At 59.6% G+C, this 22,374-nt stretch carries 12 protein-coding genes; 7 read left to right on the top strand and 5 right to left on the bottom strand.

What is annotated here, in order from left to right:
• The first annotated feature begins 169 nt into the window (after window positions 1-169).
• From ACYQ11_RS14730 to ACYQ11_RS14740, 3 genes are all read left to right on the top strand, one after another.
• On the top strand, window positions 170-5,380 hold the full coding sequence (locus ACYQ11_RS14730) for a tetratricopeptide repeat protein (RefSeq protein ID WP_459924562.1): 5,211 nt from the start codon (window positions 170-172) through the stop codon (window positions 5,378-5,380).
• A 233-nt stretch (window positions 5,381-5,613) separates the two neighbouring features.
• Window positions 5,614-6,288 (top strand): START domain-containing protein, encoded by a 675-nt coding sequence (locus ACYQ11_RS14735; protein ID WP_459924563.1) that lies wholly within the window; start codon window positions 5,614-5,616, stop codon window positions 6,286-6,288.
• Window positions 6,289-6,314: 26 nt separating this feature from the next.
• Window positions 6,315-7,403, top strand: a complete 1,089-nt coding sequence (locus ACYQ11_RS14740) for a hypothetical protein (RefSeq protein ID WP_459924564.1) — start codon at window positions 6,315-6,317, stop codon at window positions 7,401-7,403.
• A 12-nt stretch (window positions 7,404-7,415) separates the two neighbouring features.
• On the opposite strand, the gene ACYQ11_RS14745 is transcribed toward ACYQ11_RS14740, so the two are convergent.
• On the bottom strand, window positions 7,416-8,078 hold the full coding sequence (locus ACYQ11_RS14745) for a response regulator (protein WP_459924565.1): 663 nt from the start codon (window positions 8,076-8,078) through the stop codon (window positions 7,416-7,418).
• Between the two features lie 269 nt (window positions 8,079-8,347).
• On the opposite strand from ACYQ11_RS14745, the gene ACYQ11_RS14750 reads away from it, so the two are divergent.
• From ACYQ11_RS14750 to ACYQ11_RS14760, 3 genes are all read left to right on the top strand, one after another.
• Window positions 8,348-8,701 carry a TetR/AcrR family transcriptional regulator gene (locus ACYQ11_RS14750; protein WP_459924566.1) on the top strand — a complete coding sequence of 118 codons (354 nt, stop codon included), beginning with the start codon at window positions 8,348-8,350 and terminating at the stop codon, window positions 8,699-8,701.
• A gap of 435 nt (window positions 8,702-9,136) precedes the next feature.
• Complete coding sequence (locus ACYQ11_RS14755) at window positions 9,137-14,479, top strand: DUF1349 domain-containing protein (protein WP_459924567.1); 5,343 nt, start codon at window positions 9,137-9,139, stop codon at window positions 14,477-14,479.
• 62 nt (window positions 14,480-14,541) lie between these two features.
• The gene (locus tag ACYQ11_RS14760) at window positions 14,542-15,417 is read left to right on the top strand and encodes a hypothetical protein (RefSeq protein WP_459924568.1); all 876 of its coding nucleotides are present in this window, start codon (window positions 14,542-14,544) and stop codon (window positions 15,415-15,417) included.
• 206 nt (window positions 15,418-15,623) lie between these two features.
• On the opposite strand, the gene ACYQ11_RS14765 is transcribed toward ACYQ11_RS14760, so the two are convergent.
• On the bottom strand, window positions 15,624-16,490 hold the full coding sequence (locus ACYQ11_RS14765) for a DegV family protein (protein ID WP_459924569.1): 867 nt from the start codon (window positions 16,488-16,490) through the stop codon (window positions 15,624-15,626).
• A 311-nt stretch (window positions 16,491-16,801) separates the two neighbouring features.
• Here ACYQ11_RS14765 and ACYQ11_RS14770 point away from each other — a divergent pair, with 311 nt between their 5' ends.
• Window positions 16,802-17,560, top strand: a complete 759-nt coding sequence (locus tag ACYQ11_RS14770; protein ID WP_459924570.1) for a zinc ribbon domain-containing protein — start codon at window positions 16,802-16,804, stop codon at window positions 17,558-17,560.
• 18 nt (window positions 17,561-17,578) lie between these two features.
• Here the strand turns inward: ACYQ11_RS14770 and ACYQ11_RS14775 are convergent, their stop codons facing one another.
• From ACYQ11_RS14775 to ACYQ11_RS14785, 3 genes are all read right to left on the bottom strand, one after another.
• On the bottom strand, window positions 17,579-19,630 hold the full coding sequence (locus ACYQ11_RS14775; protein WP_459924571.1) for a TRAP transporter permease: 2,052 nt from the start codon (window positions 19,628-19,630) through the stop codon (window positions 17,579-17,581).
• 168 nt (window positions 19,631-19,798) lie between these two features.
• Window positions 19,799-20,797 carry a TAXI family TRAP transporter solute-binding subunit gene (locus ACYQ11_RS14780; RefSeq protein WP_459924572.1) on the bottom strand — a complete coding sequence of 333 codons (999 nt, stop codon included), beginning with the start codon at window positions 20,795-20,797 and terminating at the stop codon, window positions 19,799-19,801.
• 255 nt (window positions 20,798-21,052) lie between these two features.
• Complete coding sequence (locus ACYQ11_RS14785; protein WP_459924573.1) at window positions 21,053-22,273, bottom strand: LL-diaminopimelate aminotransferase; 1,221 nt, start codon at window positions 22,271-22,273, stop codon at window positions 21,053-21,055.
• Window positions 22,274-22,374: the final 101 nt, after the last annotated feature.

Here is a 22,374-nt window from a genome sequence, read left to right on the forward strand (position 1 = left end):
ATCTGTTTGACGGGTCACTGCAGGCACTGCCCTGGAAAAAGATTTGACAGGGTGGGGAGGGGACGGTAAGGAGTGTCTTTCACTTCGGGTAAACATCCGGTGTCTCAGCGTCCTTCCGGGACGATCACCCTGAATTCCATGGACCTTCAACCCCATCCAACGGCGTAAGATGACCCATTCCATACCTGATCTCAAGGAGCTTCTCGTCCTTTACAATGACAATCGATTCATAGATGCCTACCACCGGTACGCCTGGATATGGGATGACCCCCGCACATCTGCGGAGACCTTTTCCTGTGAGTGCTGCGTCCATCTGGGCCGCCTGTCCGGACGACTGGGAAGCACCGAGATCCAGGAGGTGTTCTACAAACGGGCCATGGATCTTGACCCGGAGCATTCGCTGGTTCGGTATTATGCCGGACGGAAGAGCGACGACATGACCGTGATCGACGACATCCGGGCCTTCGAAGATGCTCCGGACCTGTGCTTTCCCGATCCGGAATTTCAGGCGGCCTGGTATGCGGGAACGGCGTGCCTGTATGCCTTTGTCAGGGATTTCGATGCCGCACACCGTCTGCTGGACAAGGCCCGGGCCCTTCAGTGCAATGATGACTGGGTTGCCTGCTGTGCCGCCGATGTTCTGTTCAGACAGGACCTTTGGGACGACGCCCTTTCAGAGGCAATGAGGGCTTTTGAGCTGTCACCCCATATGCCGGCCGTGGCATCGATCCTGGGCCGGATTCTGGTGAAAAAGGATGAGACCTCCCGTATCACCGACTTGTTTGCTCCCTGGATAGACAGCTGCCAGTCCTACGAATTCATGCTGACGGCCATCTGGTATCTGTGTGCCACGGCCGAGCGGGCCGGTGAAGACGAACGTCGGGAACTGGCCCGAAAGGCCCATGGCCTTGCCGCAGGCCTGGACCGTCTGGCGCCCCTTGCCGATGAATCGACCCGGGAAAAAATCAGGGCCTGCCGTATGGACATCGCCATGCTTCAGGGCGATTACGACGCGCTGATGCGCGAGGGAGAAGGCACCACGAGCCCCTTTTACGACCAGGTGATTGAAAACATCCGGGCCAACCGGAACGGCGGCCGCCTGGTCACGCCGTTCCGTGCCGTTTTTCAGAAGCATCTCACCTGTCTGCCGTCGAGTGCGGCCAGTGTGCTCGGCACCTTTGACATCGCCATTGACGACGATGATCTGGCCCGGGAACTGACCTATAACGGGACGGCCATGTGGCGGATCGAGGATTGGTTCCGGGCCGGGGATTTCGAGACCCGGGCCTGTGTCCTGACCCCGGGACTCATGGTCTCGATGCTAAAGGCCGGTCTTCCTTTCATCGCCATCACCGAATACGTCAGCTCGTCCCACGCCGTGGCCGTGGTGGGTCTGGATGAACGCACCGGAACCTTTCTCATTCATGACCCGTCGTCCGAACGCCTGGTGCATGTGCTGATCAATCGCTTTGACGAGGGTGAAAAACCCATCGGCCCCATGGGACTGGCCATCGTTCCCCGTGAACGGGCGGCGCTGCTCGATCACATCCCGGCCCGGGCCCATGAACCGGCCAGGGCGTACCATGATTATTCCAGATACATGGAACAAAACGTCCCCGGCAAGGCCCTGGAGCGGATCCGTGAGTATGTGGACGCCTGGCCCGGGCAGCCGTTTTCTCTGCGGTTCGAGGCCCTGGAAAAGGCGGATGCCGGGTTTGTGTACCAGGCCATCGACATTCAGAAGAAACTGCTGAATGACTATCCTGAATGCCTGATCATCCAGAAGGATCTGCTGAACAATCTGCACCGGACCCGGAACAAGTCCTTTGTCCGGGCCATGCTCAGGAACATCGTGACCCGGGGGAAAATGCCGGGGAGCAGCAAACAGAAGGAATGGGCGTATCCGCCGACGTCCTGGGTGGCCCAGTACGCCGATTTTATCGGAGACAATGCCGAAGGTTTTCCCGAAGCGGAACACTGTCTGATCAGCGCCATCGCCCGTGACCCCTGGTCGTCCGAGGCCTATCATATCCTGGGTGATATTTATATCCGCCAGGGGAAGTACGCCGAAGCGGAGATCCCCTGCCGTGTGGCTGCGCTGATGGATGAGCACAACGACCATTACGCCCGGGAGGCCTGCAATGTCCTCCGCCGGTTGGGCCGGGAAACCGAGGCGCTCGACGGCCTTGTCCGGAGAATGGACCGGCTGGCCGGGAAAATCCATGGCGGTCAGGCGATCATCACCACGGTGGAGGCCTTTCTGGATTACGGGTATCCGGACCGGGCCATGGCCCTGATGACCCAGGCGGGAAGCCGATGGGAAACGGATCCGCACCTGGCATCCTATGCGGTTCAGTTCTGGGTGCGCATGGGCCACTGGGACTGGGCTGCAAAGGCCCTGTCCGCCATCGTGAAGACAGGCCGGCGCATCTTGTATCTGTCGGCGGCCGTCAATTATTACCGCAAATCCGGGCAGTGGGAAACCGCCCTTGACCTGGCCCGGGACTGGATGGCGGAATGTCCCCACGATATCGAGGCGAGACGGCATGTACTCGCTGGTCACAAACGCAAAGAGGGGTACCTGAGCGCCCTGGCCCTTTCCGAACAGTGGAAAAACGAGTTCAAAAACGATGAGGCCTTTGAGAGTGTCTACTACGATGAATTGAAGGGGCTTCATAAACGATCGGAGCAGGAGGCCTACATCCGCCGGCGAATCCGGCGCAATCCCTATGATATCTGGGCCTGGCATGAACTGGGGTTTCTGATCCTGAGCCGTGTGGACCTCGTGTCCGGTGGGCAGCGGGCCGCCATGCTTGAAGAGATGGACGGGGTGCTTGAACGCATACAATCCATTGCATCGGATCATCCCGTGTCCCATGCTCTGATGGCGGATACCCTGAGCAGCCGAATGGATTTCGACCGTGCCGTCGATCATTTTTTAAAAGCCATCGAGGATGACCCGGCCTACACGTATTGCTATTCACGGATCTGGGAGGTCAGTCAGTCCTTTGCCGAATCACGGCAGTTAAACGTGCTCGACACCCTGGAGCATCACATGTTCCGGGTTGTGGGGTTTCTCCACGGGGCCCGGTCCCTGGCGTTCAATGTCGCCGAGCGGTTTGGCGCCGAAAAAGCCAAAGCATGCGTCGAGCGATGGTCTGTCCGGAAACCCGACGATCCGGTACTGATTGAAGCCATGGTCGATCTGCTGTTGAACTACGGCAAGGGGCGGAGCGACGCCGGAACGGCCGTTGCGATTCTCGAGGGTGCCCTTGCACGGTTCCCGAACCATCTCGGATTGTGGGAGTCCCTGGCCCAGGCCTATCATACCCTGCTGATGCCGGACAAGGAGGAGGAAGTTCTGCGGGAGATCCTCCGGCGCTATCCCCTGATCGAAGGCTGCCGGAACAGGCTGGCCCGGATTATCAACGAAAACGGTGACGCCGATAAGGCCATCGCCCTGCTCAGGGAGGGGCTTGACTTTGACCCTCTTTCGGTTCCGGGGTGGCACCACCTGGCCGATCTGCTGTGGGACACGGACCGATACGACGAGGCCCTTGGCGTCCTTGATGCCGGACTGACGCTCATGCCGGAGGATATTTCCCTCCGGCGCATGTACTCACAGCGTCTTCAGGAAGCCGGGCGCCATGAGGATGCGGTGGCGGTGCTGAAAGACGGACTCGTCATCTATCCGGACGGGGCCTATCTGTGGCAGCTTTACGGTGAAGCCCTTCTTCGCAGCGACAGCCATACGGATACAAAGGAGATGGAAGACGCGTTCTGTAAAGCCCTTGAACTCAATCACACCCTGTATGATGCGGCGGACAACCTGGCCGTGCTTCTGGCCGACCAGAGCCGGTTTGCGGAGGCCCGGGATCTGATGACGCATCAGATGGCGATTCTGGACGATCCCATGGCGGCCCACGGACGGCTGGTCTGGATTAAACGCCGGCAGGGAGAAACCCGGGAAGCCCGTGCCGAGATGGCCGCCGTGGTCAGGAAATGGCCCACCTACGACTGGGCCTGGACCCAGCTGATTCATTGGCTCGATGCCGACGAGGACTATGATCTGGCCAAAGAGCTTCTCCACACCGTGCATCCGGTGATGGCCGACAATCCCCGATTTATGGCGGACCGATTGATTCTGCTCGGAAAAGCCGGGATCGAGAAAGCGGTGCTTGCCCCCCAATGGGAACGTCTCCTGGCCGATTTCCCCCGCTACGAACGCCTGCATACCCTTCGGATCGATCAGCTGATCAGGGAGGAGTCCTTTGACGAGGCCGAACGGGTGCTCGCGGATATCGAGCGGTTTCTGCCCGACTCCCCCTATATTCTGACCCGGCGGGTCACCCTTGATATTGAATTCAACCGGTTTGATGACGCCGTGGCCAGTGCCTGCCGGATCTGGACAAAACAAGGCGGCGAGGATGCCTGGCCCGACGAACGGGTTTTTGAGCTGATTCGGGAGGCCGGGCATATGGACCGGGCCTTGTCCGCCTTGCTCGATCTGGCGGAGAACGGTCAGAGAATTCGGCCACGGGCGTTTCTGAATCTGGTTGAAAATCTTAAGACCCTTGAAACGCGTCGCCGTTTCCTGTTCGCTCTGATCCCCTTCCGGTGGTTTTTCAGCTCCCGGACCGTTGAACGCCTCATCCGTCTGTTGGACATGGTTCGGGCCAGGGATTGGGACAGGGGGGTGTATCAGGCCATGATTCTGGATGCCCTGCTTGATCTCGGCGAGCATCGTCTGGTCAAGGGGTATGCACGCCGTCACTGGTCGGACTGCATGGGGCACACCCCCATTTGGCAAACCCTTGGCCGCATGCATATGACGGACAAACGGAGGGATTACCGGTTTGTCAGGCATATCATGGCCGGTTGGCGAAACCATCCCGGCTGTGAGATGTGGGCCGTGACCAATTACGTGATCTGCCTGAGGCGTCGGGGGGGCTGGCTGCCCATTTCCGAAGACCTCGATGAACTCTACCGGACCTGCCGGGATCTGATCGCCTTCGTGCCCCACGACCACACGATCCGGTATATTGTCTCGGTTTGTTGCGAAGCGGCATTGCGCAAAGGCCTTGACGAGGAATTTTTCGCTTTGACGGAGCAGTTCGCACATCTGCTGGCGAACGAGGACAAGGGCCTCTGGATGAGAAACGGTACCCGCTGGGTTCCGGGCGTGCTTCTGATGTTCCGTCGGATGATGGCTGAATCCGACCCCCGTGCCTTGATGGATCTGACCCGGGAATGTCTGTCGATCATGGGGAATTCGCCCATGAAAAACACGGGTAACTGGGTCCGAACCCAGTGGCTGAAGCGGCTCCTTCCCCGCCTGCCCTGGCCCCGACGCCTCTTGGCCTGGGTCTTGTTTCTGTGATGTCCGGTTCCTTTCGTCCAGCCGGCGCAGGATCGTTTAAATGCTTGACGGCCCCCGGATTAAATAGTACAGGTGTAAAAATTTTAGGCGGCGACCTTTTGTAACGGTATCATGTGTCACAACATGGTTTTTTTAATCGGGATCGAGGCTTTCCCTGGTGGGGCGCGGTGTTGCCGCTTGTGACTGTCACCTTCAAACGGATGGGGGCACCGATGGGGCATGAACGATCGATCATGAAAAAACACAAGGTGTTCGTCAGTCTCCTGACGGTGATGCTTTGCACCGCAGTGGGGGCGCATGCCGGGTTTCTACCCGAAGACTGGCGGCTGGTGACGGAAAAAGAGGGTGTCACCGTTCATGCGGGACAAAGCGCCGATTCGGCCTTTACCACCTACAAGGCCACGGGCATCATCAACAAACCCTGGGAAGTCCTGTTCGAGGTGCTGCTGGATGTACCGGGTTATCCAACCTGGATGCCCGGATGCCGGGAGGCGTCGGTGGTCGCCATGCTGGACGAGCAGCCGGTCAAGGGGCGTTTCGTAATCCATCTCGTCTGGGACGCGATCTGGCCCGTGAAAAACAGGGATTTGGTCATCCGGGTCGAATCGGTCCATGACTGGGAAAACGATCATGTGGTGGTGACCCTGAACCAGACCGACGATTACGACGTGCCCGCGGCGCCGGGACTGGTCCGGGTCAACACGTTTTTCGCACGGTTCGATTTCCGGTACATCGATCGAAACCATACTCTGGTGGAATTTATCAATCTGGTCGATCCCGGCGGGGTGGTGCCTCCGATGGTGGCCGGAATCCAGACGGCGTCGGTCCCGTATCGGACCTTGCGGGAGCTGGCCGTCCGGGCCGGGGACCCCGTTTACTACAAGCGCGCCATGGATGACTATTTCTAGAATGAATTCGCTTCAAAGGGGGAGGTATGAATCCGGTCAAGGGAGGTGTGGTTTTTGGGTGTCTTGTGTGGCTCCTGCTCGGGGCAGGGGTTGCGTCGGCTCAGGTCATCGGGAACTATGAGGAGTTGTTCGCCCTTCTTCCCGGTGGGGCAGACGCCATGGCGGTGCATCGCCCGGTCATCGAGGAGGCCCAGAGGCGGGTGGCCGAACGGCAGATGCTTCGGAGAAAACGCTCCGTGACCTTTGTCCGGCCCGTCCGCTACGATGTGATGAACGAAAAATACGTGTCGGTGGCCTTCGAGGCCCGGATCGCCCCACGGAAAAAAGCCGTGTTTGCCGTACTGTTCGAAACCGGTCCGGAGCAGACCCTCATGTTTATGAATGAAGTCTATCTGTCCTGGATCGGGCATAACGACCTGAGCGCCTTCGACGGCATGTCGATCAACGCGCTTTATACCAATTATCAGCAGATGGGCGTTACTGACTGTACTCCCGGGTTCCGGCGAACGGGTGTCGAAAAAGCCCTGATCGCTAAAGCCGACCTCAGGCATACGCATTCGGCGGACGCCATCGTGTCAGGGGTTCTTCCGGCATCCGTCATGCCGGCGGGATATGTCCGGTCCGACGAGATGAAAAAAAATGTCGCCGAGGCCACGCGAGCCCTTGAAACCAAGATCGCCCGGCTTGAAAAAACCGTGGCGCGGCTTTCAGCGCTGCTTGACGGAGTCAGCCGAAAGGACGACACCCTGCTTTTTAGTAACATGAATGTGCAGATCGTCAACGGGAGAGGGGCCACCCATCAGACCAACGGGCGGGGCAACCTGATTGTGGGTTACAACGAATCCCGGGGGGTCGATGCACGGGACGGCTCCCACAACATCGTTGTGGGCAGCAAAAACGATTATTCATCCTACGGCGGAATCGTCACCGGGTTCAACAACGACATCGGCGGAAAATACGCCAATGTGATCGGCGGCAACAACAACCAGGCCACCGGGGATTATGCCAGTATCACCGGGGGAGCCGGGAACAGGGCCCAGGGAAAATACGCCGGCATCCACGGCCAGAGCAGTCGGACCAAGGTCGATGTCGCCGACAACCCCCATTTCCAGTAAGGTCGATGGGCCTTAACCGTCAAGAGGGGTAAGTCCCTCCTGGATGGCGAAGCGGGTCAGGCGGGCGATGCTGTGCATATTGAGCTTTTCCATGATCTGGCGACGGTGGGTGTTGACCGTGGATTCGCTGACGAACAGACGGGAGGCGATATCCCGGGTGGACACTCCCTCGGCGATCAGCTGGAGCACCTCTTTTTCCCGGCCCGTCAATTCGGCGGACCGGCACAGGGTCTCGCGTGATGAGTGGGTCACATAGTCTTTGACCACAATGTCGGCGATGGCCGGACTCAGATAGGTTTTCCCTTCCATCACGGTCATGACGGCCGTGATCAGTTCCTCGATCGTACAGGTTTTCAGAAGATATCCCACCGCTCCGGCCTTGAGCATGCCGGCGATAAAGCGCCTTTGGCTGTGCATGGTCAGGCCGATGACCCGGGTTTTGCATCCCGCGTGGACAATCTGTCGCGTGGCCTCGATGCCGTTCATCTCGGGCATGCCGATGTCCATCAGCACCACATCCGGTCTGAGTTCCAGGCACAGCTTGACCGCGTCGCGGCCATTGTCGGCTTCGGCGCAGACGGTCAGGCGGCTGTCCCGTTCCAAAAGGGCCCGGATTCCTGAGCGGACCAGAAGGTGGTCGTCGGCAAGAATTACTCGAATGTGCATGGAAACCATAGATATTATCCGGAAACTGTGTTAATGAAAGAGTGTTTGCTGTGCCAAACGAGTCCTAACACACTTCGTCACCCTTGTAAATCCTGACGGGAACGCATCGACGCCCGAGTCATTGCAGCCGTTTTTTTATGAACCGCGTTCTGTGTCTTGACGCATGGGCATTGGCGCGATAGGGTGATGAAACCGGATCAGGCACCTGCCGAAAGGCCCTTGGGGGGGTCGGGCGGGTCATGTCTTGTATGGATTGATGCAATAAATTGGGGGACATCATGTCGAGAAAGACCTTTGAAGAGCTTCGCGAAGAAGCCCGAAACGCCAGAAAAGAGATTATTCTGGACGCCACAGCCAAATTGTTTCAGAAAAAATCGATCTTCAAGATCAGCATGCGCGACATCGCCGCCGAGGCGGGCATGTCCGCAGGCAACATCTATTTTTATTTTGAGGATCGGGAAGCCATCGTCCGCGAACTGATGCTCCGGGACGAAAAGCACATCATCAATATTTTCCGGTCGATTATCAAGATCGACACGGAAGACGCCAAGCTGCTCCAGCAGAAACTGGTGATGGACATGGAAGGGCCCGCAGAAGCCGAATTCCGTCTGGCCGGGGGCCGTCCGGTCTGATTCCCCTCGTTCGACAGGCCGCCTGACGCTTTCTGCCCTTCGGGACAGTGAGCGCGGGGCCGGTCCGCCGTCGCTATGCCGCACGCCTGTGTTGTGATGCCTTAAAAAAAGCGGCATCACGCATTCCCCTCTTGTGTTTTCAATCGTTTTGTTGTACGGTCGGAAAAAATCATATTTTCAGCAGATGAAAATCATGATTCCAATGATTGGCCATTGCATTTAATTATGTTTAGGTAAAGTGAACATTGTTTATAAATTTATCACGCTCACGATAGGCAGGAGCGCTCGTGCGTTCGGCCCGTGGGCAAAGAAATCGGGTGAAACACCGGGCCGCGTTGACGGGCATTGATTGGATCAACGGCCCGCCCCGAGAGCCCGGTGTCCCGGAGTGGTCCATGGTTGTCCTGCTGATGGGAAATATTCGGAGGAAGTCGTATGGTAAGTCGTAACAGCAGGAGCCGTCTGGTCCTGCCGGCGCTTTTTTTTCTGCTCGGCATCAGCCTGTCATCCCCGGCCCAGGCCAAAATCGTCGACGTGGCCGTCGGGTCGAACATCCAGACCGTCATCGACAACTCGACCACCATCAGCGGCGATACGATCCGTCTGGCTTCGGGCACGCACTCCACAACCGGAGACCTTCATTTCGGCGGCAAGGCCCTGACCCTGACCTCCGCCACCGGCAACCCGGCCGACTGCGTGATCGTCGGGACCAATGCCGATCACTCCACCTTCTGGATCCAGCCCGCCGATGCCGTGGGGTCGAAAATCATGGGGGTCACCATCATCGGCAATCGGGGAGAGTGTACCGAAACCTGGAGTAATTGTGCGTATTCGGGCGGGGCCATCGCCATCGCAACCTCGATCGTGATTGAAAACTGCATCATCCGGGATTCCAGCGCCGAACTCGGCGGTGGTGTTCATGTGGCCAACAATGCCAAACCCAAATTCATCAACTGTGTGTTCCGATCGAACACCGGAACCAAGGGTGGGGCGGTGTATGCCGTCGATTCCGGAACCACCCCCACCTTCCAGAACTGCCTGTTTACCGGAAACGCCGCCAGCATCTACGATTCAGAACTCCAATACTCTCGCCAAGGCGACGCCATTCACCTGGAATCCTGCGGTGCCAATATTGTCAATTGCACCTTTGTCGGAAACGCGTCAAACCGTGACGTGATCAGCCAGTCGGCCAGTAACCTGCCCCTGATGGTTCTAAACTCGATCATTGTAGCAAGTAACGCCGATCATTATGCCGTTGACGGTGAGGACAGCGGTCTTGGCACCACCCCGAAACCCAATATTGCGAATTCCTATATCGTGGGCCGTTACGAGTTCCTTGCCGACGGTATCGCCATGATTTTCGAACCCGGACGGGTCCAGATCAGCGACGGGGTGTACGAGTCCTATCCCAACGCCCAGGTGGCCACCAGCAGCTTCAACCTCGGATTCCAGGAAACCACGGATTACCACCTGGGCATGACGTCCTCGGCCATCGGCCTGGGGGCCAACGGCACGGGAACCGATTACGAGGGCGAACCGCGGCCCTATTATCTGGGGTCCCGACCCGACATCGGGGCGGACCAGTTCAATTTCTGTTTTCTGGTCGACAACAATCTCGAAACGAACAACCACTGGCGGGATGTGGCGTTGGCCGTAGGTGTTCAGCAGATCAGCGACAATCTGGCCACCGGTCTCAAATTCCATTCCGGCAGGGTTCGGTTTTATCGGATCATTCCCGCCGTTTCGGGAGTCATGCGTCTGTGGACCCAGGATTCGACGGTGGATCTTCGGGCTTATCTCACCGCCGACTGCGTGGGTGAGGATCTGCTTGCCGACGATGACGGCGGAGGATTGGACGTCCACCTGGATTACATTTACGCCCGGGCCGGCGTCCCCTATTATCTGGGGGTGATCAACAAGAGCGCCACGGCAGGACAGTTCGATCTTTACGGTGAAATGGTCACCGATCCAGTGGCCAACAGCTGTACGGTGGCCGACACCGTGGATCCTTCCGATATCATCACCTTTGGCAACACGTTTTTTGATGCCGGATACACCGATCGGGAGGTCCTGTCGGACATTGATTTCATCGATGACGAGGACTGTTTCCGCCTGGATTTTACGGTCCCGGGCACCCTGGTCCTCACCTCGAAATTCGACGCCGGCGGTGATGTGTTCGCACACAGCGCCCCCCGGTTTGTCGACGCCGCGATCAAAGACGCCGAGTGTGAAATCATCGCCGAAAACACCGGATCGGAATCCTTTCTGATCATTCATCCCAATCCCGGAGCCGGGACCTGCTACCTGCATATTGACCGCAGCCGCCTGGAAACCACCGGCGCGGTTCTGAATTACGGCTTTGACATCCGTTATTACCCGCTCGATGAGACCGATCCCCGTGAGCTGGTCCTGACCGGCGGTGAGGGACAGCAGTCGGGCCATATCACCGTTCCCGGAGACAGGGACCGGTTCTACGTGGATTTTACCGAAGCCGGTGTGATCACGGCCTGGACCACCGGATGCGCCGTCGGGGAAAACGCCCGGATCGACATCTACAATCCCCTGAACGAAAAAATAGCGGACAACGGGGCGTCACTGGCTCCGGTCAGCGGTAATTTCAGCATCGATGCCGCCATGGTCGGGGTGGACGAAGAAGCGCCGTTCTTCGTGACGCCCGGCAGGTATTACCTCCGTGTGTCGGCGCTCAACAGCCATCTCACACCCTTTGAGTACACCCTTCATCTCCAATTTGCGGCCTCGTCGGACGACCATTCCGAGTACCGGCCGCTGAGCACCTATCTCGACCCCTGGGCCTCGGTGTCGGCCACGCCGCCGCGCCTGTTTTTCTACCCCAAAGACGGCGTCATCTTCGGGGATACGGATGTGGACCTGTTCCGCATCGACGTGCCCTACCGGGCCACGGTGGACGTGATGAGCGATCATGCCGCCTCGTCGGGCCCTGTGGGCGCCCGGCTTCTGGACAGTCACGGGAACCCCCTTACCACCGCTTCGGACATCCGCATCGCCAATCCGGATTACCAGGGCATTTGCCCGGACTGGTCCAATGCCGTCACCTACCCGGTCAACACCATGGTCCAGTCCGCAGGATCCTATTACCGCTGTGTTCAGGAGGCGGCCGGGGACAGTCAGTCGCCTGCCAATGTATCGTACTGGCAGCCGGTTGCCGACACGCCCCTGCCCTGGAGCGGGCGGCTGACCCGGACCCTCGATGAGGGGATCTACTACATTGAGATCAGCGGCGCATCGGGGCTGGATTACCGACTCTCCGTGGATCTGGACGATTTCGGCGACAATTGGGCTGATCCTGAGCCGACGCGGCTGACCAGCGCCTTCAACAGCATCATCGGCCGTCTTGAAACGGCGGTCAACCCGGCCCTGCCCTGGAGCGCCGACGCCGATGCCTTCGAGCTTGAGGTCGCAGTCGGCAACACCTTTCGGATTTTCACCACCGGCACCGCGGATACCTACGGCGTCATCAAGCAGAACGGGACGGAGGTGCCGGGCTGGGCTGCCCATGCCGACCAGAATTACGACGCGGCCGGCAATTTTATCATCGACGGGATTTATCTGGCGGCGGGGATCTACACCGTGGAACTGGCCCTGACCCGGGTGGATGTTGACTCCCCCCACACCGGAACCTATGCCGTCCATTTCGATCAGGACGACGATTACTGCGACAGCACCGTCTGCCCGGGCGATATCCCGCCGGTGGGTGTACTCGGGGCGGTGTCCGGAACCCAGTCGGGGGTGATCGAAAACCCCGGCGATATCGATTACTTCACGCTGACCCCCACGAGCAGCGGCCGCCTGACTTCGACGGTCGCTCCGGGGGCGTTCAACCTGATCCAGAATCTGATGGATGCCGGCAACAGCCGCCTGACCTATTCGAGTTCGGGAACCCTTTCATTCGACGTGACGGCGGGAGCGACCTACTACCTGAATGTCAAGCCGGAATTTGTCCTTAACACCGGCAGTTATACCTTCACCTATGCCGTCGAGGATTATGCCGACGCGGACGACGACGGAGACGGCGGCTCCACGGGCAACGATTTCACCGAGGCCCGGCCCCTGGCCCTGGGGGCGACGGCGCCGTCCTCGGTGTCCTACACCCAAGGGGGCATCAATCTGGCCGGTGACGACGACTTTTTCACCTTTACCCTCACGGGCCCGGGTATCCTCACGGTCTACACCACCGGGTCCACCGACACCTACGGGTATCTGTTCCGGGATGTCGGCGGTCTGTTCCAGCTGGTGATGAGCAACGATGATTCGGCCTACGACCGCAGCGACGGCTATAATTTCGGCATGGTCTACTATGTGCCCGATGCCGGAACCCAGACTTTCTATGTGAAGGTGCGTGGGTATTCGCCCCGGGAGATCGGGGCCTATGAGCTGCATATCGCCTACGCAAGCGGCAGCGACGATCACGGGGACGAATGCGGGGACGCCACGTTGGCCAACCGGAACACGGCCCTCTGGGACGGCGGCAGCATCATCTTCGAAGAATCCAGCATCGGCTTTGTCCAGTCGAATATCGGCATCACCGGCGACAGCGATTATTTCAAATTCGTGGCGGGGCCTGCGGCGACGGATCCCGGAAGCCTGACCGTTTTTACCACCGACGGAGACAATCCGCTCGATACCTTCGGCTATCTGAAAAACGACATGTGCGGCACCATCGCCATGAACGACAACGGCAGCGACCCCTCGGACGGGCAGAATTTCCGCATCGCCTTCACGCCGACCGACTGCGTGATCGGGGCCGCCGTCGACTGTACCCCGGGGGTGGACTGCGAGTGCATCCCCCGGACCTACCACGTGGCGGTCCGCAGTTACGACGGCGTGGACACCGGAACCTACGATCTGCACATCGAGAGCAACGGCGCCTTTGTCGAGCCGATCAGCACCACCACCATGGCCATCGCGCCGGGGCAGGTCCGTTATTTCGGGTTCGACACACCGGCCCACCAGACCTACCTGACGGCGGATGTGACCGGTACCTTCGATGACAGCGTCCTTTCCGGGACGGTGATCACCGGCACCGGGCAGGTGGTGGCCCAGGACCTGGTTTTCCCGCTTTCCGTAGACGGCCTCAGCCGTGGTCTGCATTATCTCAAGGTGACCCATGCCGGTGCGTCAGGCAGCGGTGATTTCGACCTTGATTTGTCCTGTTCATCGATGGGATCCGTCGCTTACGGGAATGGCGCCGGATCCTTCGTCGAGGGCGACGGTGTCGTGACGGTGATCGCTTCGGGGTCGGATTACTGGAATACCGCAGATCAGGGCTATTTCGTGTATCAAACCCTCGACGCGGGATTTGAGATGATCGCCCGGGTTCAGTTTACCGGCGGTTATCAGGAACAGTATTCCAAAGCGGGCCTGATGATCCGGGAGGACGTAAGGAATCCGGCGGCGAAAAACGTGTATTCGCTGATCATGAGAAATGCCGATACCACGTATTCGGCCCGGGCCCAGTCCCGGATCGATTCGGCCGGAACCACGGGAAACACTGCCGATACCAATGTGGGTACCCTGCCAAGCGGCTGTTACATCCGGCTGCACTATGACAGTGACAGTAATCAGGTTGTCACGGGATACAGCAGTGACGGGGCCGCCTGGACCGAAACGACGGTGCCGATCACCCTGATACCGCCATTGTCCGTGGGATTCGCCGTCTCCTCCCACACGGGGGCACAGGCCAGTGAAGTCACGTTCTCGGACATCACCTACTATGACATTGCGGCGTCCGGAGAATGATGATCATGGACGCCGTGACCCACAGACAAGACGTGCAACGAACTACGATGAAGGAATACGTTATGAACGTCATGAGGAAAAGGGCGGAGGTGCGGATAGAACGCCTTCCGCCGTCCGTTCGCCGGGGTGCTTTCGCCCTGATGGTTGGGATGATGCTGGCCCTTGCGGCATGCAGTTCGGGCTCCGGCGACGGGTCCGCCCCGGCGGTGAACAGCGGCGGGGCGGGGTCGGTGCTTCTGAACAGCGGCAGCGGCGGGGCCATCTCAGCCACGGCGTCGGACGGCACCCTGGTGACGCTGGATGTGCCCTCGGGCGCCCTGGCCCAATCTCAAACCGTCTCCCTGTCCCTCACCCATGATCCGGCCCCGGCGGCCCGGACCGCCAAATCGGTCGCCCCGGCCCCGATGCTGACCATCACCATCACGCCGTCCCTGGATCTTCTGGTGCCGGCCACGGTGACGGTGCTTTTTCCCGAGACCCTGGATCCGTCGGGCATGGTGCTCTGCCGGATCGGCGATGACGCCTTCCCCCTCAAACAGGGAACGCATGACGGCATGATCAGCGGTACGATTTACAGCCTGGGCGACCTGGTCTGCACCCGGCTGTCGGACGGGGATCTGATCGATGCGGCCTATGATCTGATCAACGGCGCGGAGGACGGCCCCTGGCAGGAGGCCTTCGCTTCCTTTGACGGGTTGCTCTGGCTGTCCGATGCGCTGTCCCGTTCAGGGTATCCGGTCGAATCGTCCGAGTGTCTGACCGCGCTGCTCGACAAAAGCAGGGCCCATGCGGAAGCCTTTGTGGCCACCGTGGGGACCGTGTCCAAAGACAGCGCGGAGGCCGTGGCCGTGGATATGTTTCGGCGCCTGATGGTGCTCTGTGAAAATCCGGACAATCTGATTGCCCGGCTCAGCGCCCTGATTCCGACCAACGAGTGACGGCGTTGAAAAATGTCCGATCTCTTCGTTACGCGTCAGCCCTCGTCACTGCGGCGTACCCTTTGTACGCCTCATTCCTCGGGCTTCGCAAGCCTTGACCTCGAACGTTTTTCAAAGCCGCCTGAACATTTATGGCGTTGAAAAAAAACAGACGTGACATGCGAGAAAAAAAACGGCCTCCGGCGAAACAGCCGGAGGCCGTTTGATTATTTGAAGGTGGGCAGAATGGCCCAGCCGCAGCTTCCCGGCCCGCAGTGGGCGGCGATGGTCGAGCCGATTTCCACCATCTTGATGTCGTCAAGGGGTTTCTCCAGCTGTTCGGACAGGGATGTCCGCATGAAATCCCCGGAGTCGGGATCATCGACATGGGACACCCAGATGTCGTACCCGCCGGCGATCTGACGGCTGATCTCCACCGCTTTCCGGATCATGCCCAGAATGGCCTGATCCTTGCCCTTGTATTTGCCCACGGGCTTGAGTTCGGCCTTGACCAGGCCGATGACGGGCTTGATGTTCATCAGCGTTCCCAGGGCCGCGGCCAGGGTGCCGATGCGGCCGCCTTTTTTCAACCATTTCAGATCATCCACGGTAAAACACAAGGGGCTGTTTTTGATGAAAGGAACCAGCCGCTTGTAGAGTTTGCCCGGGGACACCCCGCCTTCGATCAGTTCCCAGGCCTTGGTGACAATCAGGGCCTGCCCCCCGGAGACATTCCCCGTATCGATAATCTCCACCTTTTCTTCCTGATCGTCAAACAACAGGTTCAGGGCGTTTTTGGCGCTTTTGTAGCAGTCCGAAAACTGGCTGGATACGTGAAAGGACACGACCCGGTCATGGGTTTTGAGCATGTCGTCGAAGATTTCGGCGTATTCATGGGGTGTGGGCGGGGCCGTGTGGACCCGGCTCCCTTTTTTCAGGCAGGTGATCACCTCCTGTTTGGTGATGGTTTTCCCGTCCAGGAAATTTTCGCCGTCCACATACACGTGGATCGGGGCGATGCGAATGTCCATGGCCTCCGCCAGATGCTCCGGGAAATCCGCCGTGCTGTCCGCGATGATGCCGATTTTTTTCATTATGATATCCTCCCCCAGGGTTGAACGGTCCGGTCACCCTCCCCAGGAAATCCGGGCCAACGGTCAATAATACAAGCGAACATAGTTTATAAATGCAAGCAAGTCAAATGCTTTGGAACGTTCCAGGGGGATCCTCTGAATCAATACGGTTCAACCGTGATGAGCGTGTTTTTGTGTTCCCTGCCGCGACATACCCCCGCCCGACAACACCCCGAAAAAAATCATCGACCCTAATTCGAGCTTTGAAGGAAAGAAGAAATACTTTATGTTTGGTATCAAGACATCACTTAAAGATTAACTGGAGAAGGTTCATGGTCTGTCCCAAATGCGGTTTTGCGTCCGAAGGGTCTATGGCGGAATGTCCCCGGTGCGGGCTGATTTTTTCCAAATACAAGGGCCGTGAAGCCCAGGACAGCCGGGTTGTCTCTGGTCCGCCAACCCCGGTTATGGAAGATTCGTCGCCCGCAGTGGGTGATCACGAGTCCCTGATCGGCCGGCTTCTGTTCGAGGTGCCTTTGCGTGTCGATGCCGTGGCGTTTACGGGCCGGGGCCTGGTGTTTGCGGTGTTTGCCCTGTGGAGCCTGGCCTTTGTGTTTTCATCGGTGAATGACCCCGGCTTCGGGTCGGGGTTCTGGCATCTGGTGAACCTGCCCTTTCACGAGGCGGGGCACATTCTGTTCCGCCCCTTCGGACGACTGATCACGTCTCTGGGCGGCACCCTGGGCCAGCTTCTGATGCCCCTGGTCTGCATGGCGGTGTTTCTGGTCAAGACCCGGGATACCTTCGCGGCCGGGTTCTGCCTCTGGTGGCTGGGCCAGAATTTTATCGACATCGCGCCCTACATCGACGATGCCCGCCGCCTGACCATGCCCCTTTTGGGCGGCAACACCGGCCGCACCTCCCCCTACGGTTTCCATGACTGGGAATTCATTCTCACCGAAACGGGCCTGCTCCGCTGGGATCACGCCCTGGCCCGTTTCTCCCACGGCCTGGGCACCGTGCTGATTCTTCTTGCGCTGGCCTGGTGGATCTATCTGCTGTACATCCATTATCACCGCCTGGAACGCTGATCCGTTCGTCCGGAAGGATCAGCGCTTTCGTAACGTCTGCATGAGGTAGATGACGGCCATCAGGATCAGTCCCAAAAGGCAGGTCCAGTAACGCAGGGCGTGGTCAAGACCCAGCCATGCGGCAATCTGGTCGGGGCGCATGAGGATGACGGTCGCGCACAGAAACAGGGGGATTTCCCACACTTTGTTTTTGGTGACGAACCAGCCCTGGGTGGCCGAGGCGAAGGCGAAATTGCCCAGGCAGGCCATGACAAAGATCAGGATGCCCAGGGACCAGCTGGTGACGTTGTGCAGAATCAGGTCCGTATTGAAAATGAACATGAAGGGTAAAATCGCGGTTCGGATGTCGTACATAAAGCCCTGGATGCCGGTGGCGATGGGCGGGGATTTGGCGATGGCGGCGGCGGCGTAAGCCGCAAGACCCACGGGCGGGGTGTCGTCGGCCAGGATGCCGAAGTAGAAACAGAACAGGTGGGCGGCCATCAGGGGGACGAAAAACCCCTGGGCCGCGCCGATGGTCACGATGGCCGGGGCCGTGAGCGAGGCCATGACGATGTAGGTGGCCGTGGTGGGCAGGCCCATGCCGATGAGAAGGCTGGTCAGGGCCGTGATGACCAGCATCAGAAAGATATTGCCCATGGAGACGGCGCCGATGATCTGGGTGATCAGCCCCCCCAGTCCCAGGGCCACCACGCCCACGATGATGCCTGCGGCGGCGGTGGCCAGGGCCACGCTCACCATATTGCGTCCGCCTGCGGCCAGGGCCGAGACGATGTCGGCGGCCCCCCGTCCCAGGGCGGGCAGGACCGGCTCTTTTTTCTGAAAGGCGATCAGTGGCTTCTGGATGAGCATGACGAGGCCCATCACCCAGACGGCGTGAAAGGCCGACAGCTCGGGGGAGTGGCGCATGATCACCAGTTCGTAAAGCAGGAAGAACAGGGGGATCAGAAAGTGGAACCCCCTGAACAGGGTGCTGAAAAAGGGGGGCAGTTCCTTGCGGGGAATGCCGGAAAGGCCCAGTTTGGCCGCCTCGATGTGGGAGATGTAAAACAGCGCCGCGTAGGAGGCGAAGGCGGGGACGGCGGCCGCCTTGACCACGTCGATGTAGGGAACGTTGACATATTCGGCGATGATGAAGGCGGCGGCCCCCATGATGGGCGGGGCCAGCTGGCCGTCGGTGCTGGCCGCCACTTCGATGGCGGCGGCTTTGGTGGGGGGATAGCCGACCTTCTTCATCATGGGAATGGTGAAGGTGCCGGTGGTGACGATGTTGGCGATGCTGGACCCGGACACCATGCCGGTGAGACCGCTGCCCAGGATGGCGGCCTTGGCGGGACCGCCCCGGAATCCGCCCAGAAGACTGACGGCCAGGGTGATGAAATAACGCCCGCCCCCGGCTTTTTCGATCATGGCCCCGAACAGGACGAACAGAAAGACGATCCGGGCCGAGACATCGAGGGGCACCCCGTAGATGCCCTCGGTGGACATGGTCATCTGGCTCAGGTACCGGTTGAGGGAGGTGCCCTTGAAGGCGATCAGATCCGGCATGTAGGGACCTAAGAAGGCGTAGGCGGAAAAGAGAACGGCGATGACGGGCAGGGCCGGGCCGATGACCCGCCGGGTGCCTTCGAGCAGCAGCAGAACCAGGCAGATGCCCGCCGTGAGGTCCATGGACGTGGGGTTGCCGAAGCGGTAGACCAGCTCCTTGTAATGGATGACGAGGTACAGGGCGGACCAGCAGGCAAGGACGGCCAGCGCCGCGTCGAACCAGGGAATCCGGTCCTTGGCGGCCAGGGCGGCGAGACCCCGCCGGGGCCGCCTCAGGGCCGGGTAGTTGAGAAAGACGATCAGAAGGGCGAAGCCCAGGTGAATGGCCCGGGTGTGGGTGGAACTTACGGTCACCCACCGGGCCACGGCCAGCTGGAACAGGCTCCAGCACACCGCGACGGCCGGGATGATGAAGGCCGCATACCCCGAGGGCTTGCGTTTGATCCCCGCTTCCTCCTCGGCCAGTTCCCGGATCCGGTCACGGCCCTCGTCGTCAGGGGTCTGGTTCACATCGTGTGTCATGCATCACCCCGTCAGTGTTGATGAACTCGTAAAAAATCATCACATGACGGCAAAGAAAAAAGTTCGAGTTCAAGGCGTCGCGAATCCCGAGGAATGAGGCGTACTTGGGGTACGCCGCAGTGACGAGGGATGAAGCGCAACGCAGAAATCGGACTTTTTACGAAGCCGTCAGGGTTTGAGGCCCGCTTCCTTGTAGTACTTCATCGCGCCGGGGTGGATGGGCGCGGACAGACCTTCGAGCATGCCTTCCCGGGTCAGGACCTCGAAGGCCGGGTGAAGGTTCTTGAATTCTTCGAAATGCTCGAACACTTCCTTGGTGACGGCGTAGACCACGTCGTCGGGCACGGCGGCCGAGGTCACCAGGGTGGCCTTGACGCCGAAGGTCTGTGTGTCGGCGGTGTTGGCCGCGCCGGGATAGAAGGAAACGGGAATATGGGTTTTGGCGTAGTAGGGGAATGATTTGATCAGATCGTCGGTGTTGGGAATGGCGATGAACCGGGTCTTGAGGCGGCCCGAGGTGGCTTCCTTGAAGGCCCCGCTGGGGTGCCCCACGGTGTAGAAAAAGGCGTCCAGCCGTTCGTCCTGGAGCAGGCCCGGCGCTTCGGCGGCTTTGACGGATTCGGCCAGGATGTCCTTGGTGTAGTCGATGCCCGAGGCGGACAGGGCATCGATGGCGTTTTCCCGCTGGCCCGAACCGGGATTGCCGATGTTGACCCGTTTGCCTTTCAGGTCCGCAAAGGTTTCGATGCCTGCGTCCACGGCGGCCAGAAGGGTCACCGCTTCGGGATGCAGGGAAAAGACCGATCTCAGGTTTTTCTGGGGTCCGGCGTCCTGCCATTCTTTCTGGCCGTGGTAGGCCTGATGCTGGCGATCGGACTGGACCACGCCGAATTCCAGGTCGCCGGACAGGACGGCGTTGACATTGAAGACGGAGCCGCCGGTGGATTCCACGGTACAGCGCAGTCCGTAGACATCCCGTTTGGCGTTGACGATTTTGGCGATGGCCCCGCCGGTGGGATAGTAAACCCCGGTGATGCCTCCGGTCCCGATGGTGGCGAACCGGGTTTTTGGGGCGGTCTGACCGACCTCGTCGCCGTTATTCTGCTGGGAGCAGCCGATCACACAAAGGCTGAGGATGAGGGCAAGGCTTGACAACAGTGTTTTCATGGCGTTCTCCTTGGGTCCTGGGTTGGCAAAAAAAAATCACATCGGGCGATCGGTATGCTGACCGATCCAGACATTCGTCATGGGTCTTTTCGGTGATGCATCGGGAGAAAAACGGCGGGAAGGAACGGGCGTGACACCTTCCCGGAATGACGCGTTAGATGGTTTATACCTAACAAAGGTTCGGGGGGCCTGACAAGAAAAAAAAGCACCCTCCGGGCGGAGGGTGCTTTCGATGAGCAGCGGCATCAGGGCAGATCAGAGGGCGTCCTTGATCCGCGCCATGGCCTTTTCCACGTTTTCGTAGCTGTTGAAGGCGCTGATGCGGATGAACCCCTGACCGCATGCGCCGAAGCCCGCGCCGGGAGTGCAGACCACCCCGGCCTTGTTGAGCAGGAGGTCGAAGAATTCCCAGGAATCGGTGCGTCCGTCGATCCACACATAGGGCGAATTGTCGCCCCCCACCAGGTCGTAACCCAGGGCACCCATTTCCCGGCGGATCAGGGCCGCGTTTTTCAGGTAATAGTCGATCAGCTCACGGACCTGGGTCTTGCCCGTCTCGCTGTACACCGCCTCGGCGGCTCGCTGGACCGGGTAGGACACGCCGTTGAACTTGGTGGTGTGACGTCGGTTCCACAGGGCGTGGACCGCATGGGCCTTGCCGGTGTCGTCGTAAGCCATGAGGCTCTTGGGCACCACGGTGAAGGCGCAGCGGGTGCCGGTGAACCCGGCGGTTTTGGAGAAGCTCCGGAATTCGATGGCCACCTCCCGGGCGCCCTCGATTTCATAGATGGTCCGGGGCAGGTCGGGATCGGTGACGAAGGCCTCGTAGGCCGCGTCGTAAAGAATCAGGGCCTTGTTGTCCCGGGCGTAATCCACCCAGGTCTTCAGGGCGTCTTTGGTGATGGTGGTGCCCGTGGGGTTGTTGGGAAAGCAGAGGTAGATCAGGTCCACGGGCGTCTTGGGCAGTTCGGGAACGAAGTTGTTGGCCTTGGTGCAGTCCAGGTAGACGATGCCCTGATATTTTCCCCCCTCGAAGGCCCCGGTCCGTCCGGCCATGACGTTGGTGTCCAGGTACACGGGGTACACGGGATCGGGAATGGCGATGGTGATGTCCGTGGCGAAAAGTTCCTGGATGTTGCCCGTGTCGCATTTGGCCCCGTCGCTGACGAAGATCTCGTCGGCGTCGATGTCCGCGCCCCGGCTCTGGTAATCGCCTGCGGCGATGGCTTTCCGCAGAAAGTCATAGCCCTGTTCCGGGCCGTAGCCCCGGAAGGTTTTTTCAGCGGCCATGTCATCCACGGCGGCGTGGAAGGCATCGATGCAGGCCTGGGGCAGGGCCCGAGTCACGTCGCCGATGCCCAGCCGGATGATGTCCCGGTCCGGGTTGCTCTGCTGGAAGGCGGTTACCCGCTTGGCGATGTCGGAAAACAAATAGGACGCTTTGAGTTTCAGGTAGTGGTCGTTGATTCGGATCATAATGACAGGTCTCCTGGTCGGGGCCCCAGCTCTGGACCGGCGTCCTTGGCGGGGAATATGGTTTTCGTAAAATGTTCGCTGTTTTAAAAATTTCGGGAAAT

The organism is Desulfatiferula olefinivorans (assembly GCF_054657895.1).